Genomic DNA, 19,644 nt, shown 5'->3' on the forward strand with positions numbered 1-19,644 from the left:
ATATAACAAGTGGAGGATAATGCGAATGTCTCATTATAAAATTGGATACGAAATTTTAACTTCATTCAGTAGAAGACATTCACCTTTGAAGATGTGATGTCACGGATTTTCAAAGGAATGAATTGTGCGATCACAATTCAAAATCCAGAATCAATTACACTAAGGCGAAATTGCTTGAAAGAAGTGTGAACAATTTGATTTAGAACACATCAATTTCTATTATTATGTAAATCAATTATCACAAGAACAATTAGACTATTATTATGAAGTTGCACAAATGGAAGGAAGTTATTAGGATGACAAAATATCGCGAAGGCTATGATTTTTATCGACAAGTATGTGAAAAACACGGTTTGGAGCCCATCAATTTTCACTATTATATGTTGAACTTATCTCAGGAGCAACTTGATGCCTACAATGAACGAGCCAAAACATTGGGAGGTCCAATAGAATATGAAGTCTCTTAGCTTATAAAATACCTTACTGCCTCGTTATGACAGTAAGGTATTTTAGATATTTATCATAAATGAAGTAATTATTCAAGTATCTAAAAGTAACAATTATTCGGTTGAAAGATAAATAGGCTAAACATAACATACAAATAGACTAAAGTACTTAATATATTCCAAAACAAGTGTATTAAACGAGTTAAAAGACCTTGTTTTCGAGTCCGTTCTAAAAAAATCATTTAAATATAGATTTAACCGCTTTAATATTTGGGTTGAATTAACTGCTTTTCTAATACTATAATGTAATTACATAATAAAGGGCGATATCCCATAACTTTATACCCCGCTTTTTATAAAGCAAAAGTACCAAACCCTTCTAATGAACGGAGAATGTAAATGATGAATATCACGCCTAGTAGTATTAATCAAGTTAACTATAGTCTGAAAGAATTACAAGATATTTTTTCAGCAATGAATAGTTCAATCATCGTAGCAATTACAGACCGAACTGGGAAAATTACGTTTGTTAATGATCATTTTTGCAAAATTTCTAAATATACACGTGAAGAGTTATTAGGGCAAGATCACCGTTTACTGAATTCAGGTTACCATCCACGATCTTTCTTTAGAGAGATGTGGAAAACGATAGGTAAGGGTGACATGTGGAATGGCGAGGTATGTAATCGCGCAAAGGACGGTAGTCTGTACTGGGTGAAGACGACGATTTTTCCTTTTCTTGATGACAATGGTAAACCATATCAATATATTGCTATTCGAGTCGACATAACTGCACAGAAAGATATAAAAAAGATTACTCATATTGCCTATCACGATGAATTAACAGGGCTACCAAATCGTCGTAAGTTAGAGCAACGTTTAGAAAACGAATTCCATCAATCTCGACGTACAGGTGAGAAGTTTGCGTTATTTTTTATTGATGTAAATCGTTTTAAAAACATTAACGATGGACTTGGTCATATCATCGGGGATCTATTCTTAGTGGAAATGGCGAATCGCCTACGAAACATTGATTACACATCGAATTCTATCTACCGCCACAATAGTGATGAATTTGTAATTATACTAAACGATGTTGACCGTATTGAGGAGAAGGCTGAGGAAATAATTAGCGTCTTTAATGAGAGTTTTATTGTGAATACGTATGAATTTTACGCAAGTATTAGTGTTGGAATTAGTATTTTTCCAGATCATGCAAACTCTGCGGAGGAATTATTGAAAAATGCAGATATCGCTATGTATGCTGCGAAATCTTCCCGTGGTAATCAATATCGCTTATATCGACCTACTATGGATGAAATCAATGATAAATGGCTACTACTTGAAACAAAATTACATCAAGCGTTAAAAAAGGATATTTTAGAATTACATTATCAACCAAAGATTAATTTAAAGACGAATACAATGATTGGCATGGAGGCTTTACTTCGTTGGCATGATCCTGTACTTGGTCATATACCTCCGGATCACTTTATTCCATTTGCTGAGGAATGTGGGCTTATAAATGATATAGGGGTATGGGTGTTAAGAAAAGCATCCGCCCAGGCACGCGCTTGGAACGAGGTACATAATTTAAACTTACGTGTTGCCGTAAACATTTCTCCGATTCATATTAGTACGACAGGCTTTGTCGAAATGGTACGCGAAATTATAACAGAAACTAAAATAGAACCACATCTATTAGAAATTGAAATTACTGAAATGAGTATGTTGGATTATACCGAAGACTTGCTCAATACCATTAACCAATTAAGAGCTCTTGGTATTACGATTTCTTTAGATGATTTCGGAACAGGTTATTCATCGCTCAATTACTTAAAATCATTTCCCGTAGATGTTTTAAAAATAGATCGTGCATTCGTCCGTGATATTTTACCTGAAAAATCAGGCATTGCCATGATTTCAGCTATGATCTCTCTAGCACATGCTCTAAATCTTCAAGTAGTAGCTGAAGGCGTCGAGGAAGAAGCAGAATTAAAAGTGCTTCGTGAACATGGCTGCGAGTACGTACAAGGGTATTATTTCAGTAAGCCATTATCGGTAGATGACTTTACGCAGTTGATAGTTGAGAGTAAATACTTATAATAAGTCTTTATAAACAATCAACTGGTGAAAAATCCTTTGTTATTAAAAGTGATATTTTGCACCTGGAGTAATGTCAATTTTCAGATATTTCCCGAAAAATAATTATTAATATTTGAAATTATTTAACTGTTTTGCTAAAGTTATATACAATATAAATTGATGATGTGGCCAAGTAAGGTGGAATTGTGAAACAGAAAATATAGCAAATGTTGAGAGCTATATCACCGCTTCCATCTGAACCCTACCACGGAGATGTTATGCAAACATAACCGAGTCGTTTTCGTTACAAAACGTTTGAGGGTTTTAAGATGTTCTTAAAACTAAATTCAAGGTGGTACCACGTTAAATCGGCACAAAGACGTCCTTATTTTAAGGACAGCTTTGTGCTTTTTTGTTTTTATTCTATAGGTGACAAATAGCTTATCGAAATGGAGGAAAGAACATGACGACACAACAAAATGATTTTTCAAAATGGTACATTGAGACAATTCAAAAGGCAGACTTAATGGATTATACACCGGTCCGAGGCTGTATCGCATTTAAACCAGACGGCTATGAGATTTGGGAACATATTCAGGAAGAAATGGACCGCCGTTTTAAAGAAACAGGCCATCGAAATGCTTATTTCCCGATGCTAATCCCTGAATCCTTTTTCCAAAAAGAAAAAGATCATATCGAAGGCTTCTCACCAGAGCTTCCTTGGGTAACAGAGGCAGCAGGCGAGAAATTAGAAGAACGTTTAGCACTTCGTCCAACATCCGAAACGATGATAGGACACTTATATTCAAATTGGATCAAAAGTTATCGTGATTTACCGGTCCTCATTAATCAATGGGCAAATGTTTTTCGTTGGGAAAAGAAAACACTTCCGTTCATTCGAACATCTGAATTTTTGTGGCAAGAGGGCCATACAGCGCATGTTGATGAAGAAGACGCACGTAAAGAAACAATGCAAATGTTAACGATCTATAAAGAGGTAGTCGAGGATTTACTTGCAATCCCTGTCTATGATGGACAAAAAACACCTTCAGAACGTTTTGCAGGAGCGGTTGATACATTTTCAATCGAAGCAATGATGAAAAATGGCAAGGCAGTACAAGCCGGTACCTCTCACTATTTAGGGACAAAATTCGCTGAAGCCTTTGATATTAAGTATTTAAACAAAGCTAATCAGCATGAACATGTACACACGACATCTTGGGGGACATCCACACGCTTAATCGGTTCTGTCATTATGGTTCATGGTGATGAACAGGGTCTTATTTTACCGCCACGAATTGCACCAACCCAAGTTGTCTTAATACCTGTAGGTCCATGGAAAAAGAACCCTGAAATTATGGAGAAACTAGATGACATCTTCGCAGCCCTTAAGAAGAAGGGAATTCGAGTTCGATTAGATGATTCGGACCAATCACCTGGATTCAAATTTAACGAATGGGAATTAAAAGGTGTACCGATTCGTATTGAACTAGGACCTCGTGATTTAGAGAAAAACCAGGCATTGTTAAAAGCACGAGATGAAGATGAGAAGCATTCCATTGACCTGAATGACATTATCGCAGCCATTGAGGTAGAACTAACAACGATGCAAACGCGTTTATTTGAAAAAGCACGCACATTCCGTGATGAGAACGCTCATACAACGATCGATACACTGCAGGAATTACAGCAGCATATTAACACGTCCAAGGAAAACGGATCGATACCAGGCTGGATTCTTGCTGGATGGTGTGGAGATGATACATGCGAGGAAAAAGTGAAAGAAGAGACAAAATATACTTCACGTAACATTCCGTTTAACCCACCAACTACGAAGACTACTTGTATTTGCTGTGATAATGAAGCAAAGCATACAGTTTGGTTTGCGCAAGCATATTAATTATTGAAGAGATAAAAAAGAAAATATTACAAATATAATAAGCTTGCTTCTCGCATTTTGAGAAACAAGCTTATTTTTTGTTCATTTAATATTTAAATCTCTAGATAAACTCCGCAGTATCTCCATATAAACTACAGGTTACCCATTTATAGTATAGCTATCAAGGAGGTAAGGAAAATGAATTTTATCAAACGAGCATTTTTAAGTGTTAAAGCAAGGAAAGGAAAATCGCTAATATTATTTACTGTATTTTTAGTAGTTTCCAATTTAGTATTAGCGGGTTTCGCTATTCAAAATGTTTCACAAAAGGCGAATGATCACGCTAGACAAACATTAGGTGTTGACGTGAGTCTTAGAATGGACGAAGAGAAGCTTATGGAAAATGTGGCGAAACAGCGACAAGAGAATCCAAATGGAAAAATACAACACCCTGAGCTTTTCGCTGATGAAGCGGACCAGTTAGCGAAGTCACCCTATGTAATAGACTACAACTATCTTAAAAGTGACATGCTTGTAGCAGGTGATTTTGCACCTATTAATAGTGAAACGGATGATGAAGGGGTAGTTGGAACAGTAGGTGGTAGTCACTCTGAAAATATGAAAATGCCTAATACATTTATCCAAGGCGTAAAAAGTTCCGATTTATTGCAAGAATTTACAGATGGAACGAATGAAATTATTGACGGTCGTTCAATTGAATCAGAGGATGCGAATAAGAAAGTAGCTCTGATTGAAAAACGGTTAGCCGAAGAAAATGAGCTTCAAGTTGGTGATAAGTTAAAGATTAAATCAGCTGATGAAACATCAGAGGTTGAGTTGGAAATAATAGGGATATACAAAAATTCCGGGATAACTGACTTCGAGGAAAATTTACCAGCTATGATGCACCCATCTAACAAAGTATACACTACTTATGACGCGACGAAAGAAATGTCTGAAGAAAGTGATAAAAAGGGTGTATCTATTAACGAAGCAATTTACTACTTAAAAGATCCAGAGAATATTCAGGATTTTAAAGCAGAGGCAAAGAAAACAACTATTGATTTTGATTTATTTAAGCTAGATGCGCATGATGCTTTATATCAAAAAATGGTAGGCCCTATCGAGAATATTGCCGCTACTTCCAAAATGATTGTTTATTTAGTATCCATCGCAGGATCCATTATATTAGGTCTTATTATTATGTTGACCATAAAAGAGCGACGCAAGGAATTAGGTATTCTATTGGCAATCGGTGAAAAAAAGAGAAAATTAATAGGACAGCTGTTAGTAGAAGTACTATGTATAGCTGTACTAGCATTTGGTCTTTCTATCATTACAGGTAAAACAGTGTCTCAAAAAATGGGCGACAGTTTATTACAGCAAGAAGTGATTGCTGCCGAAGATCAACAACAAGAATCAAATACTTTAGGATTCTCGTTTGGAAGTATAAATAAACAAGATAAGGATGTTGAACCGATCGACAATATTGATGTCAGTATATCATCACAAGATGTGTTGAATTTAGGTGGGTTAGGGCTATTAATTGCGATTTTATCAACACTTCTTCCAGCGTTGTCAATTCTTCGTTTAAATCCAAAAGAAATACTATTAAAAGATGAGTAGGAGGAGTCACATGGACACTATATTACAATTTAAAAATCTATATTACTATTATCAAAGTAATAATAAGAAGAATACTTTATTAGAGAATGTAAATTTCACCTTTGAAACAGGATGTTTCTATAGCATTTTAGGTCCGTCAGGTTCAGGAAAAACAACCGCACTTAGTTTAGCAAGTGGATTAGATAACCCAAAAGAAGGACATGTACTTTACAAAGGAAAAGATATACGGAAAATTGGTTTAGATAAATATCGAAATAAATATGTTTCGATCATCTTCCAATCATATAATCTCATTACGTATATGACGGCTCTGCAAAATGTCGTGACGGCAATGGAAATTACAGGAGTTAACATAAGTGATAAAAAGAGAAGAGCGCTTGAGTTATTAGAAATGGTTGGCTTGTCGGAAATCGAAGCTAAAAGAAAGGTTTTACAGCTTAGTGGCGGTCAACAACAGCGTGTAGCCATTGCCCGTGCATTGTCTTGTGAGGTAGATTTATTAATTGCGGATGAACCGACCGGTAATCTAGACGAGAATACTTCGGATGAAATTGTCAATTTGTTTAAAGAGCTAGCTCATAAAGAAAATAAATGTATTATCGTTGTCACTCATTCCCAGGAAGTTGCTAAACAATCTGATAAGGTAGTGTATCTTGAAAAACGAAATTTGGTTTGTAAGAATCTGAAAAAGGACTAGTTTGTAAAAATGTAGTTGGAATAGAAGTCAAATATAAAATTGGAGTGGAGAAAATGTGGACGAAAATAGCAGCATCCATTGGTTTACTATCTATCGGAATAGCAATAGGTTTATTTGCGAATTTGATGAATTTAGGTGGAAACCTGGATCAAAGTGAAAACAATATGGACCAAAATAATAACACATATTCAGAAGAAGTTACACCTGATCAGCGTCAGTTGGAATCTCCAAATCCAAGAGGAGAAATGACACCAGAACAGTGGGAGGAGTTCACAACAAAACCAGGTGAACAAACACCAGAACAGTGGGATCCATATTCATCTAATCCAGAAGAAGACATGATGCAAGGTTCTACATCGGGTTCTACATCTCCATATTGAGTTTCTTTAATGTATGTAAATACAATTCTGAAAGATACTGAAGCCAATCAGAAGATATATCTTCAGGCAGCAATAAACTAATAGTTATGAAAAAGATATATTCCCCTTAGGATAAACAAGCATGTTTATTCTAAGGGGAACTTTGTGTCTTAAAAAATTCTCAAGAAAATTCAGTGAGGATTTTTTCTATTGATGAAGTTATTACATGTAAGAAAGATTTGTAGGAAGCTCAAAATTAATGGTAGGCAAGTGAAAAGAATAAAGGGGCGTGTTAAAACTTAAACGGCAAAATAAGAATCCATCTTATTTCAAGATGGATTCTTATTATTGCTCATATTGAAAAATAATAGATTTTAATAAATGTCATCTTAACAAGTGACTTCATACACTTAAAGAAGATTTCCTCTGCGCCCAATGCTTTTAGGGATACGTATGTCAAACACGAACACATTAACAACATAAATACGACCAAAAATAACCATGGACGTAGATTGATTTTATACATAATAACTGCTCCTTAACTTAATAAGTTGAAAGATAACTGCTATATAGTCAGATAAATATTGATTCTGAACACTCTATAAATGACGTTAAAATCAATTTTCTTTCTAACAATTAATGTACATGACCAATCTGGATTCTGTATGAAGATATTGAGGAGTTTATATAGAGAAGTTGAACCCATAAGCTTTTATTCAAGTGTAGTTTAGAAATAAAGTCGATACGTTTATAAAAAAGGTTCGATGAGAAATGTTATTGTGGATTTTGAATAGTAATCTAAAATAGTATTTTTTAGTGAAAACTAAAAGAATATGTGAATTTGAAAATCGATTAAGGAAATGAAGAGTGACAATAAGCTGTTTCACTAAAGGCCAGATTATTGAAGATCAACATTGCTGAAAATGAGAATATTTGAGATGATGACTCAGGAACAAGCTGAGGATATTGCACATAATTGGCACTATGATGGAGAATATTCTTTTTATAATATAGAAGCTGATGAAGAAGATTTAGCTGAATTTTTAGACCCAGAAACAAGAGGTAACTCAATGTTTGCAGTTTTGAAAGAAGATGAAATTATTGGTTTCTTCAGTGTTAACAAAGTAGCTGCTAATATTTATGATATAGGTTTAGGAATGAGGCCAGATTTGATTGGCGATGGTAGAGGGTTAGAATTTCTAAATGCAGGTATTGATTTTGTCCAATCAAGATTTACACCAGATAAAATTACATTATCAGTGGCAACTTTTAATCGAAGAGCGATAAAAGTATATAGAAAAGTTGGGTTTAAAGATATTGATACATTTATGCAAGATACAAATGGTAGCACATATGAATTTCTAAGAATGGCTTATGAATGCTAATTTATAGGTTCCTTTGTTAAAATAAATGACGCGTTTCTTGAAGATCATTGAGTTGCATATGCAGCTCTTTTTTTCTTTATTGAACTAACGGTGCAGCTTAGTTCAACAATGGGGCCATTTAATTGAATAACACCTTTGGTGAAATTAATGAATTTATGTTAAAATTTAGGTTAAATTATAAACTAATGACGCAATTTAGTGGAGGAGGGATTATATGTATGAGTGAAATATCTTTTAATGAGTTAGAGAAGAAAGTGAAGAAGATTAAAATTGAAGGTTTTGTCATTTATAAAGGAAATACACGGATCTTTGAATATTTAAAGAATAAAAAAGTCGTAAAAAATCCGACAAAGGTTTATTCCATTACAAAGAGTATTGTGTCTATATTAATTGGAATTATGGTCGATAAAGGGCTAATAAAAAACATTCATGAACCTATTTATAACTACTTTCCGGAAATATTAGAGTTCAATGACCCCATGAAGGAGGAAATCACATTATTTCATTTGCTGACTATGACTTCAGGGTTACAAGTAGGAAAATTCCAAAGTTCAAAAAACTGGGTTAAATTCATACTAGAACAACCAGTTATACATAGACCAGGTTCGACTTTTGAATATAATAGTGGGAACTCTCATTTACTAAGTGCGATCATCCAAAAAGTTTCAGGAGGTACTACCGCCTCATTTGCTGAAGAATTTCTATTCCATCCATTAGGGATAAAAAAATACATATGGGTAAAGGACCCGCAAGGAATTCACGAGGGTGGCTTTAGTATTTCATTAAATTTAGAGGATATGGTGAAATTTGGATTTTTATTACTTAACGAAGGGAATTTTAAATCAAATCAAGTGGTTTCATCTACCTGGATCCACGAAGCAAAAAAACCATATAAACAATTTGACGCAGAAGAAGACAGAACAGCTGGATATGGTTATGGTTATCAGCTATGGACTTGTGAAATGACTAATAGTAACACCAAAATTGAATATTACTATGCGAATGGCTTATACGGACAATATATATTTATTGTTCCGAAATTAAATATTATGGCTGTGGCAAAAAGCTATCTACAAGATGATCAGTCCTCTGCGCCGCAACTCTTTTTTGAAGAACTTTTACGTAGTTGGAAGGATGAATGAGACATTTAAACAAATAAAAAGGGATTTTTCTCATCTTCCGAGATCATAAAAGTATCTTGTGAAAAGGGGTAATCACTATCTTAATGTTCAACATTCGGGCTATTTAATGGAATAACTTATAGGAGGTAAATATGAATAAAGAAGCGTTTCTAAAAGAATTAGATGAAATAATACAAGATGAGTTATTTATCGGCAATTCTGTTGATGACTTAGACGATGAAACATTACTAGATAATTGGTCTATTTCTATGGGGCAAGAATTGGTGAGCAAATTTACTACTGAAGATTTGATAACATTCTTTCATCAAGTTCAAAACAATAGAAAAGAACAGATAGTTAACACCAGTGACCATAATATGATTTTTTATGTTTGGTTTGATTGGCAATCTGCAAGACTTCACTTCAATCTCATATCAGATTTACACACAAAATTACCTTTTGGTTGTAACCATAAGGTAATCGAAAACATAGAGCCAATCCTAAACGACTTTTTACAATTTCCCTATCACGATGGATTTCCAATAGGAGAGAAAGAAGAGAAAGAGGTTATTGAAAATGAATTTGATATTGAACCACTTAAGGTCTATTCGATAATAATTACTAATGATTAAGAAGCTCTATCTTTAATTTGAGAGCTTTTTTAATTTTAGTTAAAAACAACATTAAACATTAACAGAGCTTAGAGAAAAGATAAATAATAGCGTCGGCAGCAATTATCGATTCCGAATATTTGTTGTATGGATGAGAGGATCGTAGAGGTTACTAAGCGAAAATGAAGTATCTTCACATAAACTACAGATTGAAAGGTTATAATGGGCTTCGAGGGGGATATATCGATGAACTATCAAATTCTTGTAGTAGAAGACGATTTAGAAATTCAAGAATTAATTAAACAGTTTTTGATGACACAAAACTATACAATAGAGGTTGCTTCAGATGGACTAGAGGGAATGAAACGATTTAATACACAACCCTTTGATTTAATTCTTCTGGATGTCATGATGCCAAACCTTAATGGATTTGAAGTTGCCAAAATGATCCGTAGTCAGTCAAACATACCCATTATTATGTTGACGGCTTTAGAAGAAGAACAAGATCAAATGAAAGGCTTTGATATAGGGATTGATGATTATATAACAAAACCCTTTTCATTTCATGTGTTAATAAGACGAGTACAAGCGGTTCTAAGAAGAAGTTGTAATCAAAATAGCGATAATCATTTAAATTTTAATGAACTGAATGTCGATTGTGACGGATATAAGGCTTATGTAAATAAAGTTGAAATACCGTTAACAACTAAAGAGTTCGAAATTTTACAACTACTACTTCATAATGAAAAAAAGGTACTTACTCGAGAAATTATTGTAGAAAAAATTTGGGGCTATGAATATGCAGGAGAAACAAGGATGATCGATACACATATAAAAAATTTAAGAAAAAAATTAAATATACCTTATATAAAAACAGTAAAGGGTATTGGATACAAAATCGATGAATAGGATTGTAAACATCATGAAGATGAAACGAATAACGTATAAGCTCTTTATGATCACTTCGCTCATATTATTATCTTTTGCAGTCTTGATTTATTTAACGTTATACTTCTTCCTTCCAACATTTTATGAACAATATAAAACGAATCAACTCCAATCTGGAATTGAGGAAATAATTGATGACTCTAAAAATTTAACAATCCAAAATGCGATTCCACTTTTGGATGAGTATACAAAAGAAAACAATGCCATCATTTACTTACAAACTAAAGAAGGAACTATTATATATTCGCCTTCATTTTTTATTCAGGGGGATACCCAACGACCAATACTTTCTGCAAAAACAGCGCCCTTACAAAATTCAGAAAACCTTAATAATGCATTTAATATTACTTTGCCCATTCAATTCCTAAATGAAGATAATTTAATGGTTACTGTATTTGCGACGTTACAACCTATTGATGAAGCGACACAGGTCTTAGTCCGTTTTCTCCCATATATAAGTATCATTGTAATATGTATCGGGTTAGGAAGTGCCTTTTTATATTCAAGGTTCATTACAAAACCGCTCATCTATATGAATGAAGGTGCGCAAAAGATGGCCAACTTGGACTTTTCCGAAAACATCGTAGTTCGTTCAAATGATGAATTAGAGGAACTATCCAATAGCTTGAATGAGATGTCGAATAACTTGCAACGAACTATGCTCGATTTACAAAAAGCAAATGAGCAATTAAAAGATGATATTGAAAGAGAGCGAAAAATCGAAACAAAACGCCGAGAATTTTTCGCAACAGTTGCACATGAGTTAAAAACTCCGCTCACTGTTATGAAAGGATATTTAGAAGGGATGATTTATCATATCGGCCCTTATCAAAATCGTGACCTCTACTTAGAAAAAAACCACAAAATTATCGAAGGAATGGAACAATTAGTTCGAGAGATTCTAAGCATGTCTAAACTAGAACAAGATACCTTTAAATTGCAATTGGAGGAAGTCAACCTTTTAGAATTATTAGATTCAATAACGAAAGATCTCGGTTATTTTGCTTCTGAAAAAGACATTCAGATTATTAAACAAATTTCTCCTAACATGAATGTACACACAGATCGTGATTTATTAGAAAAAGCTTTCAAAAACATCATTCATAATGCGATTACGTATTCACCGCACGGAGAAACAGTAAGTATAGACGTAACCAATCTCCAAAAAGAAAATCAGATTCAAATACAAGTGATGAATACAGGTGTCACAATCAAAGAAGAGGACATACAACAATTATTTGAGCCATTTTATAGAATCGAAAAATCGAGAAATCGGAATACTGGTGGGAGCGGACTAGGTCTTTATATTGTAAAGCAAATATTTGAATCACTGTCTATTACCTATTTAATGAATAATACCGAAAATGGTGTTCAATTTTTAGCTACCATTCCTAAAGGAAGATCATAGTATATATTTGGACTTAAACAACGCCGTCTAGTTAAAAAAATATCAGTCAAAAGAGTGTCAAATTGTAAAGGTATTTGACACTCTTTTTTTATTGTTGTGGAAAAGAATAAAACGAATGCCAGATGTCAATAATAATATTTGACTGGACACTAAATGGTGTCGTATAATTAAGATACCATTTAGTGTCCTATTCATAAGGGAGAGGGGATTTTGAGCGAGAAAAATCTAGAGCGTGATGTTTATGCTGCGATTGCTGACCCAACAAGACGTCAATTAATACGCTTGTTGGCTGATGCAGAAGAATTACCTCTTCACGAATTAACGGCTCATTTTCAAATGGGGCGTACAGCAGTTTCTAAGCATCTGGCTATCCTTAAAGATGCTGATCTTGTAATTGCTCGAAGGGTTGGTAGAGAAACGAGATATCGGTTGAATGCCAATCCGTTGAAGGAAATTCAAGATTGGGTATCTTATTACGAAGAATTTTGGAAAGAAAGAATGGCTAAATTAAATCTACTATTGGAGGAAAAAAAATGAAAGCAGATGTATCTTTAGATTACCAATTTACAAGTACAATCGAGAAAGTTTGGAACGCATTAACGGATTCAGACACTCTTGAAAAATGGATATGGAAAAATGATTTTAAACCAATCGTCGGGCATAAATTTCAATTCCGAGCTGAGCCAAACGAATGGTGGGATGGAATTGTCAATTGTGAAGTGCTTATAGTGGATGAACCTCATACATTATCTTACACTTGGGCGAGTGCCGGAGAAATCACTACGGTTACGTGGACGTTGACACAAGGTGAAGATGGTACTACTAACCTACATTTTGATCAATCTGGATTTAGTGAAGCAACGAAAGCTCGTCAAGGAGCAATCGAGGGAGCTAAATATGCTTGGATTAACAATGGTAATCAGCTTGAAAAAGTGTTAGCAGAACTATAATCCATATGAATCGCTTTTATAAATAAACCATTCTTCAACAATTCGACGCTTTTCCGAACACGGGAAGCGTCATTTTTAACTTCTTTCAGAAGAAGTTGACACACATTTATGCCGAGGCTTAATTGATTGGCATGTCGATTCAAAAACACAGCAAATACTTCTGAAGTTGTGCTAACATGACAATACTAGATTGAATGGAGAGTATCCGATGAAAATAAATCAATTAATCGCTAACAATATTAACCGATTAAATGTCGACTTGCCGGAAGATCAATCATTAGGAATTGCTGGATTGTCCGGATCTGGTAAAACTACATTTTGCCAAGCAATTGGTGAAGAATCAAAAAAGCGTCTCGTTTCTTTATTACCAAAGGCTGAATATCAGTATTTATTCCCGTATATAATGGAAACGAATTTTAGTGCCATTAAGATGGAAGAAATGCCTTTAGTCCTTTTTCTCGGGAAATCATCCATTTCTGCCAATCCACGTTCGACGGTTGGTACTCATACCGGCGTTTTTAAAGAGATTCGTGAAAAGCTGGCAAATAAATTTGATCTTTCGCCAGAAGTTTTTTCCTTTAATAATGCATTAGGCTGGTGTCCTGCTTGTAAAGGGCGTGGTACGACTAAAAATGTCGAATGTAAAAAGTGTGAGGGTAAGCGCTATAATCCAGAGGTTGAGCAATATAAGTTTGAATTATGGGATCAAGCACATAGTATTTCCGATATTAACAACTTGAGTATTGAAGCGATTTATTCTCTTTCAGAGGAATTAGCGATTAGCGAAGAAAGACAACGTATTCTCACAAATATTATCCAAATGAATATTGGTTACTTAACGTTAAATCGAATTATGGGGACTCTGTCAGGTGGGGAATTAACACGACTGTACTTGGCAGAATTTATGGCAGCTAGTGAAAATACGGTCATTATTATAGATGAAATTTCTGTTGGTCTTGATCATCAAACGCTGTTGAAAATTATAGAGCAGATTAAACAATTGGGCTATAAAAACCAAATTTGGCTTATTGATCATTCTGATACAGTGCTAGATACAGCGGATGAGCAACTGTTCTTTGGACCTGGCAGTGGGAAATATGGCGGTAAAATTGTCGAAGTATCACCACGTCCAGAACCAGTCTTTTGGGAACGAAATCAGGTAATGCCTACAGACTATTATCAATTTCATGATCTTTACTGCCGTAATATTGAAATGGCTGACATTCAGATTCCTAAAAATAGACTCGTAACCGTTACTGGTGAGTCCGGTTGTGGGAAATCGACCCTTGTCAATGAGTGTATCGCTAAGGATTTCCAAAAACGATATCCGAAAGATAAATTGGTTATGGTAGGACAAGACCGCAACCAATCGATTACTAGCCGATCAACAGTTGCTACGTTTCTTGATATTAAAAAGAAAATGACGAAATACAGTGACGAAATTGATGATATTTTCCAACGTTCCATTGAGGACATTATCGATGAGCTTCCAAATGAAGACATCGCTCATAAACGCTTAAGTTTATTAATTAAGCTGGGACTTGGTTATTTGACGTTAGAAAGAAAAACACAATCCTTATCAACAGGTGAATTTCAATGCGTTCATTTAGTGTCTGAGCTGTTTTCGAATGCAAGAAACCCCCATACTTTATTTATTTTTGATGAGCCTTCCAAAGGTTTATCACAAAATATTTTAAACCAATTCATTGATAGTGTTAGGGATATTTTGCAAGATGAATCTGTCTCTATCATGATGATTGAACATAATGCCTATATGATGGAAAGCTCCGATTTCATCGTCGATTTTGGTAAAAGACAGCCGGAACCTGTTCGACATCTTGATGTTGTCAGTCATGATGATTATTTTAGTCAACATAACAAACCAAATAGTGTAGCTCCATTGCATATATCTTCAACTCTAAATTCTAAAAATGGTATTCATTACTTAGAAGAGAATCATATTAGCTATTTTAAAAATGCCGAAAACATTTACAAAGGTGGTATTTTAAAAAGCTTATCATCGATGGCCCGATTAATTTATGGTGAATACGAATCTGCAACTATTGCTCCTGCCGTCGCCATTGATCTAGAAAGACACTTGTATAGTCAGTATAGTTTTTTATATGAAATAGGTGGTCTCATCAACCATATTGTGGCGTCACATCCGAAGAATAAAGATACAAGAAGCTTCGATTTCTTTAGTCAGGAAAATCATTGCCCAAGCTGTTCTGGCCGCCTGCAAATTGAAAAATTTGATTTTGATTTGGTCATTCAAGACAAAACAGTGCCATTTTGGGATGGCTTATTACATCCTGACGTGATGGAAGTATTAAACTATTATCAATATCCGAAATTGGAATTCCTGTTTGATGAGATTAAAAATGAACTGGGTCAAGATATTAGTAAAAGCTACAATGACATGACAGCAGAAGAAAGACATACATTCCTTTATGGTTATTGGGAAAAATCATTTTATGATAAAGCAACGAAGTCTTCGAAAAAATGGGAAGGGTTTAATTTGATCCTTGGACGTTATATGGTGATTTCGAAATCCATTATTAAAGAGCAAATGAAAGCATCGAAAGAGATGATTGCCTGTCCGATCTGTCAAGGAGCGGTGTTAAACCATAAGAAACCACTAACATTTGAGGACACTGATATTCGTGAGCTTATTCATCAACCGATTGATCAGGTTATAAAAACGATTGGCAATTTACCAGAGCTTGAAAAGCTAAAATCAATTGTTGGTGGTGATATGACACTTACAGAAGATGTCTCCTTACTTCCTAGAGAAACACAAGTGTCGTTAAAAATGCTGGAATTAGAACTCGCAAGCTTTGCTGGATATGAAATAGTCCTACAAAATGTTTTACCATTCTGGGACAAAATAAAAGATAATATCGAAGCCATTAGCAGCAATAATCAAGTTACAATTTGTGATTTCGCCCATATTGACGAAACGAGAGAATCCATTATTGATCAGTATTTCACGAATGGAAAATACAAAAAATTAACGTATGTTTATGAAGCATTTGGCTATAAAAAAATTGTTACACAAATTAATAAAATTAAAGCAAATCATAAATGTCCATTCTGTAGTGGGAAGAAAGTCATTTCAGAAGATAATCTCCATGATGGTGTTTATAAATTATCAGTACCATGTGTTCGTTGCTATGAAAGTGGCATCAATGATGAAGGACGTAAGGAAATTGTCGATGGCGTAGACGTGCAAACATGGCTAACCGGCAAAGTAAGCAATGTTGTGGCTGAAAACTTACGAACGGAGGCTGTTGCTAATATCCCTATTTTCAATCGTATTCGAGAGTTAAATAAACGAGAGATGATGGCGGTTTACCAATGCCTTGAGCAAAATAACTAAAGTAAGCCATATATTTTAAGAAAGTCACTTCAAAAACTCATTTGCAATAATAAATGCAAATGAGTTTTTATGTTATCCTGAGAAAGAGCTTGTAAAAAAGTTAGTAGAATAAAAGGGGAAAGATAGGAATGACAGAATTGATGGTCTGGAAAAATAATGCTCAAGGGCATCGTTTTATAGCTTCATTTAGCGGAGGAAAGGATAGTGTCTTAGCTTTATATAAAGCTATGCAGGTTGGAGAAGCGGTTGGACTAATCGTTATGATGGAGGAAGAAGGGAATCGTTCCAGATCTCATGGAATGCCTCCTGAACTCATACGTGCTCAAGCTAATTCTCTAGGTTTACCGGTATATACGGCAGCAGCAAGCTGGACAGATTATGAAAAAGTATTTATGAACCTTTTAGAAAAAGCTAAAAATGAAGGTGCAGAAGTTTTAGTAACAGGTGACTTAGATATGCCTGAACATGGCTGCTGGCATGACAAAGTTACAAAGAATGCTGGTTTAAAGTTAGGCATGCCTTTATGGGAAATGGATCATCGTGAAGCCGTCGATGAATTTTTAAACCTAGGATTCGTTACAATCATAGTCACTGTTAATTTATCATTAGGCATGCGAGAGGACGATTTAGGGCGAACATTAACCCACGAGTACGTGAAGGAGCTTGAAGCCCGCGGTATTGACCCTTGCGGGGAAGGTGGAGAATTCCATACTACAGTATTAGACGGACCAATTTTCAAACAGCCTATTCCAGTTCGTAAATGTGATGTTCTTAGAAGCGGAGAATATGCTTTTCTGCCTTTGGAATTAGATTAGATTGTAGTAATGGTAGATTCGATATAGCAGTATTAAAACTGAATAAAAAATATAAGAGCCTTACTACATTTTATTGTAGAAAGGCTCTTTCATGTTGTTTATTCCACACAATAAGTTAATTGAATAACGATTTAATAAATCATCTAAATACTTATCTATATTGTATTTTTAACTCTTATATTTTTAAACAAGTATTACAATAAACTAATAGATAATTAGTTAATCCATTGAACAACTTCTTCTCGACTTCGTCTTGATTTTTCACGGGCTGGTTCTTCAGATCGGTATCCGAACGCTGCCATAACCGATACACCAAATTTTTCACTATCTAATAATCCTTCATGTTCAAGCACTTCTGTTACTTTATCCATATTGAAACCTTCCATTGGACAAGAATCAATTCCGATTAATGCTGCGGCAGTTAACATATTGCCAAGTGCAATATATGTTTGTTTGCTAGCCCAGTCAAATAATGCTCTTTCACTTTCATACAACTTAAAATCAAATTCTTGGAAGTTTGCATACGCCTTCGTCATATTCTCTACGACAGTTTCAGGTAGCTTTTTAACATTCTTAAATAGATTTTGTACATAATCAGAATTAGCTTTTGCATCTTTTCGAGCAAGAAAAATTACTAAATGACTAGCGGTAGGAAGCTGACCTTGTCCTCCAAAACTAACTTCTTTTAATTTTTCTCTAATCTCCATATTTTGAATAACTAAAAATTTATACGGCTCAAATCCTAAAGAACTTGGTGATAGTCTACCTGTTTCTAAAATAAATTCGAAATCATCTTCTGAGATTTTTTTAGTTGGATCAAAAGCCTTCGTTGCATGTCGAAACATATATGCATTAATAATCTCTTGTTTTTTAATTGAATGGTTCATACTTATTACCGCCTTCTCCAAATTTTTGTACACCCTAACCAACTTTTATAATTGGTTACTGGATAAATTGTAATTGATGATGTTAGTTTAGTAAAATAGATATAAATGAATGAAACGTTCAATAAAAGTGAACGTAAAAAGGAGAAGAATTACATGGAGCTTCGTCATCTTATGACTTTTAAAATGATAGTAGAGAAAGGTGGTTTTAAAAAAGCAGCCGATCAACTTGGATATGCGCAATCCTCTGTGACAAATCATATTAAAGAATTGGAAGAGGAACTAAACCAGCCTTTATTTGATCGCTTAGGGAAAAAGGTGATCCTTACTAATTTCGGAAAAGAGTTTTACCCTTATGCCATAAAAATTATGGATCTCTATACGGAAATTAAAGAAAAGGCAAACCGATTTGGTGAGCCAACAGGAAGTTTGACTATTGGGGCTTCAGAAGCCTTAACAAGCTACCGATTACCTCAAATTTTATTGGATTATAAAGAAAGATACCCCGAGGTGAACTTATCGATCACTTCTATTAACTATCGAAATATTCCTTTAGAACTTCAACAAGGAAATATTGATTTGGCGTTAGTAATTAAAAAGAATGATTGGAAAGAAAAAGATTTACACAGTGAACAAATTAAACAAGAACCAATGGTGCTAATTACACCTTTAAAAGATAAACAAAAAGGAAACAGTAAGACCGTTCTTTATTCAGAACAAAATTGCACGTATAAAAGTATATTTAATGAGTATCTTTCAGAGTCTCAAATTGAGATTGAGGGGAGTGTAGATTTTGCAAGTTTAGAACCTATTAAGCAATGTGTTATGAATGGGCTCGGTATTTCTATGCTTCCTTATTTCACTGTAAAAAATGAGTTAGATAATCAGTTATTAAACGGGAAGATAATCAAAGATGAACAATACGCTATTTCTACATTTGTCACGTATCATAAAGATAAATGGGTTTCTCCAGCGATGGAGAGTATGATCGATTTAATCCAGTCCTATTCTAAGTATTGGGATTGATTTGATTTATACAGCTACTGATAAT

General features: G+C 34.4%; 17 protein-coding genes and 1 other annotated feature. Of the genes, 16 read left to right on the top strand and 1 reads right to left on the bottom strand.

Annotated elements, in window-relative coordinates; all coding sequences use genetic code 11:
• Positions 1-296: 296 nt before the first annotated feature.
• From AC3WSK_RS06430 to AC3WSK_RS06500, 15 genes are all read left to right on the top strand, one after another.
• Positions 297-467 carry a transcriptional regulator gene (locus tag AC3WSK_RS06430; protein ID WP_079562331.1) on the top strand — a complete coding sequence of 57 codons (171 nt, stop codon included), beginning with the start codon at positions 297-299 and terminating at the stop codon, positions 465-467.
• Positions 468-845: 378 nt separating this feature from the next.
• On the top strand, positions 846-2,552 hold the full coding sequence (locus tag AC3WSK_RS06435) for a putative bifunctional diguanylate cyclase/phosphodiesterase (protein WP_427484031.1): 1,707 nt from the start codon (positions 846-848) through the stop codon (positions 2,550-2,552).
• A gap of 150 nt (positions 2,553-2,702) precedes the next feature.
• Positions 2,703-2,921 (top strand) — a binding site (T-box leader).
• Positions 2,922-2,994: 73 nt separating this feature from the next.
• Positions 2,995-4,431, top strand: coding sequence for a proline--tRNA ligase (gene proS, locus AC3WSK_RS06440; protein WP_427484030.1), 1,437 nt, complete (start codon positions 2,995-2,997; stop codon positions 4,429-4,431).
• Positions 4,432-4,608: 177 nt separating this feature from the next.
• Positions 4,609-6,036, top strand: a complete 1,428-nt coding sequence (locus tag AC3WSK_RS06445; protein WP_492534993.1) for an ABC transporter permease — start codon at positions 4,609-4,611, stop codon at positions 6,034-6,036.
• A gap of 10 nt (positions 6,037-6,046) precedes the next feature.
• Complete coding sequence (locus AC3WSK_RS06450; RefSeq protein ID WP_492534995.1) at positions 6,047-6,733, top strand: ABC transporter ATP-binding protein; 687 nt, start codon at positions 6,047-6,049, stop codon at positions 6,731-6,733.
• A gap of 53 nt (positions 6,734-6,786) precedes the next feature.
• Complete coding sequence (locus tag AC3WSK_RS06455; RefSeq protein WP_492413178.1) at positions 6,787-7,113, top strand: hypothetical protein; 327 nt, start codon at positions 6,787-6,789, stop codon at positions 7,111-7,113.
• A 920-nt stretch (positions 7,114-8,033) separates the two neighbouring features.
• The gene (locus AC3WSK_RS06460) at positions 8,034-8,477 is read left to right on the top strand and encodes a GNAT family N-acetyltransferase (RefSeq protein WP_492413372.1); all 444 of its coding nucleotides are present in this window, start codon (positions 8,034-8,036) and stop codon (positions 8,475-8,477) included.
• A 218-nt stretch (positions 8,478-8,695) separates the two neighbouring features.
• Entirely contained in the window at positions 8,696-9,619 is a 924-nt protein-coding gene (locus AC3WSK_RS06465; RefSeq protein ID WP_492413180.1) for a serine hydrolase domain-containing protein, read from the top strand.
• A gap of 131 nt (positions 9,620-9,750) precedes the next feature.
• Positions 9,751-10,230 (top strand): hypothetical protein, encoded by a 480-nt coding sequence (locus AC3WSK_RS06470; RefSeq protein WP_427483705.1) that lies wholly within the window; start codon positions 9,751-9,753, stop codon positions 10,228-10,230.
• 201 nt (positions 10,231-10,431) lie between these two features.
• Positions 10,432-11,118 carry a response regulator transcription factor gene (locus AC3WSK_RS06475; protein WP_170939003.1) on the top strand — a complete coding sequence of 229 codons (687 nt, stop codon included), beginning with the start codon at positions 10,432-10,434 and terminating at the stop codon, positions 11,116-11,118.
• A complete protein-coding gene (locus AC3WSK_RS06480; protein WP_427483704.1) occupies positions 11,111-12,565 on the top strand; it encodes a sensor histidine kinase in 1,455 nt (484 codons plus the stop codon). Before AC3WSK_RS06475 ends, AC3WSK_RS06480 begins: the two co-directional genes overlap by 8 nt.
• 210 nt (positions 12,566-12,775) lie before the next feature.
• Entirely contained in the window at positions 12,776-13,102 is a 327-nt protein-coding gene (locus tag AC3WSK_RS06485; protein ID WP_427483703.1) for an ArsR/SmtB family transcription factor, read from the top strand.
• Positions 13,099-13,515: an SRPBCC family protein gene (locus AC3WSK_RS06490; protein WP_079562559.1), complete on the top strand. Its 417-nt coding sequence runs from the start codon at positions 13,099-13,101 to the stop codon at positions 13,513-13,515. The genes AC3WSK_RS06485 and AC3WSK_RS06490 overlap by 4 nt, the downstream gene beginning before the upstream one ends.
• A gap of 208 nt (positions 13,516-13,723) precedes the next feature.
• Positions 13,724-16,894, top strand: a complete 3,171-nt coding sequence (locus AC3WSK_RS06495; RefSeq protein WP_492413184.1) for an ATP-binding cassette domain-containing protein — start codon at positions 13,724-13,726, stop codon at positions 16,892-16,894.
• Positions 16,895-17,022: 128 nt separating this feature from the next.
• The gene (locus AC3WSK_RS06500) at positions 17,023-17,709 is read left to right on the top strand and encodes a Dph6-related ATP pyrophosphatase (RefSeq protein ID WP_079562561.1); all 687 of its coding nucleotides are present in this window, start codon (positions 17,023-17,025) and stop codon (positions 17,707-17,709) included.
• Between the two features lie 215 nt (positions 17,710-17,924).
• Here the strand turns inward: AC3WSK_RS06500 and AC3WSK_RS06505 are convergent, their stop codons facing one another.
• Positions 17,925-18,596 (bottom strand): NAD(P)H-dependent oxidoreductase, encoded by a 672-nt coding sequence (locus AC3WSK_RS06505; RefSeq protein ID WP_492413186.1) that lies wholly within the window; start codon positions 18,594-18,596, stop codon positions 17,925-17,927.
• Between the two features lie 153 nt (positions 18,597-18,749).
• On the opposite strand from AC3WSK_RS06505, the gene AC3WSK_RS06510 reads away from it, so the two are divergent.
• Positions 18,750-19,619, top strand: a complete 870-nt coding sequence (locus tag AC3WSK_RS06510; protein WP_427483709.1) for a LysR family transcriptional regulator — start codon at positions 18,750-18,752, stop codon at positions 19,617-19,619.
• Positions 19,620-19,644: the final 25 nt, after the last annotated feature.

This window comes from Lysinibacillus sp. EB271-A1-10B (genome assembly GCF_058791335.1).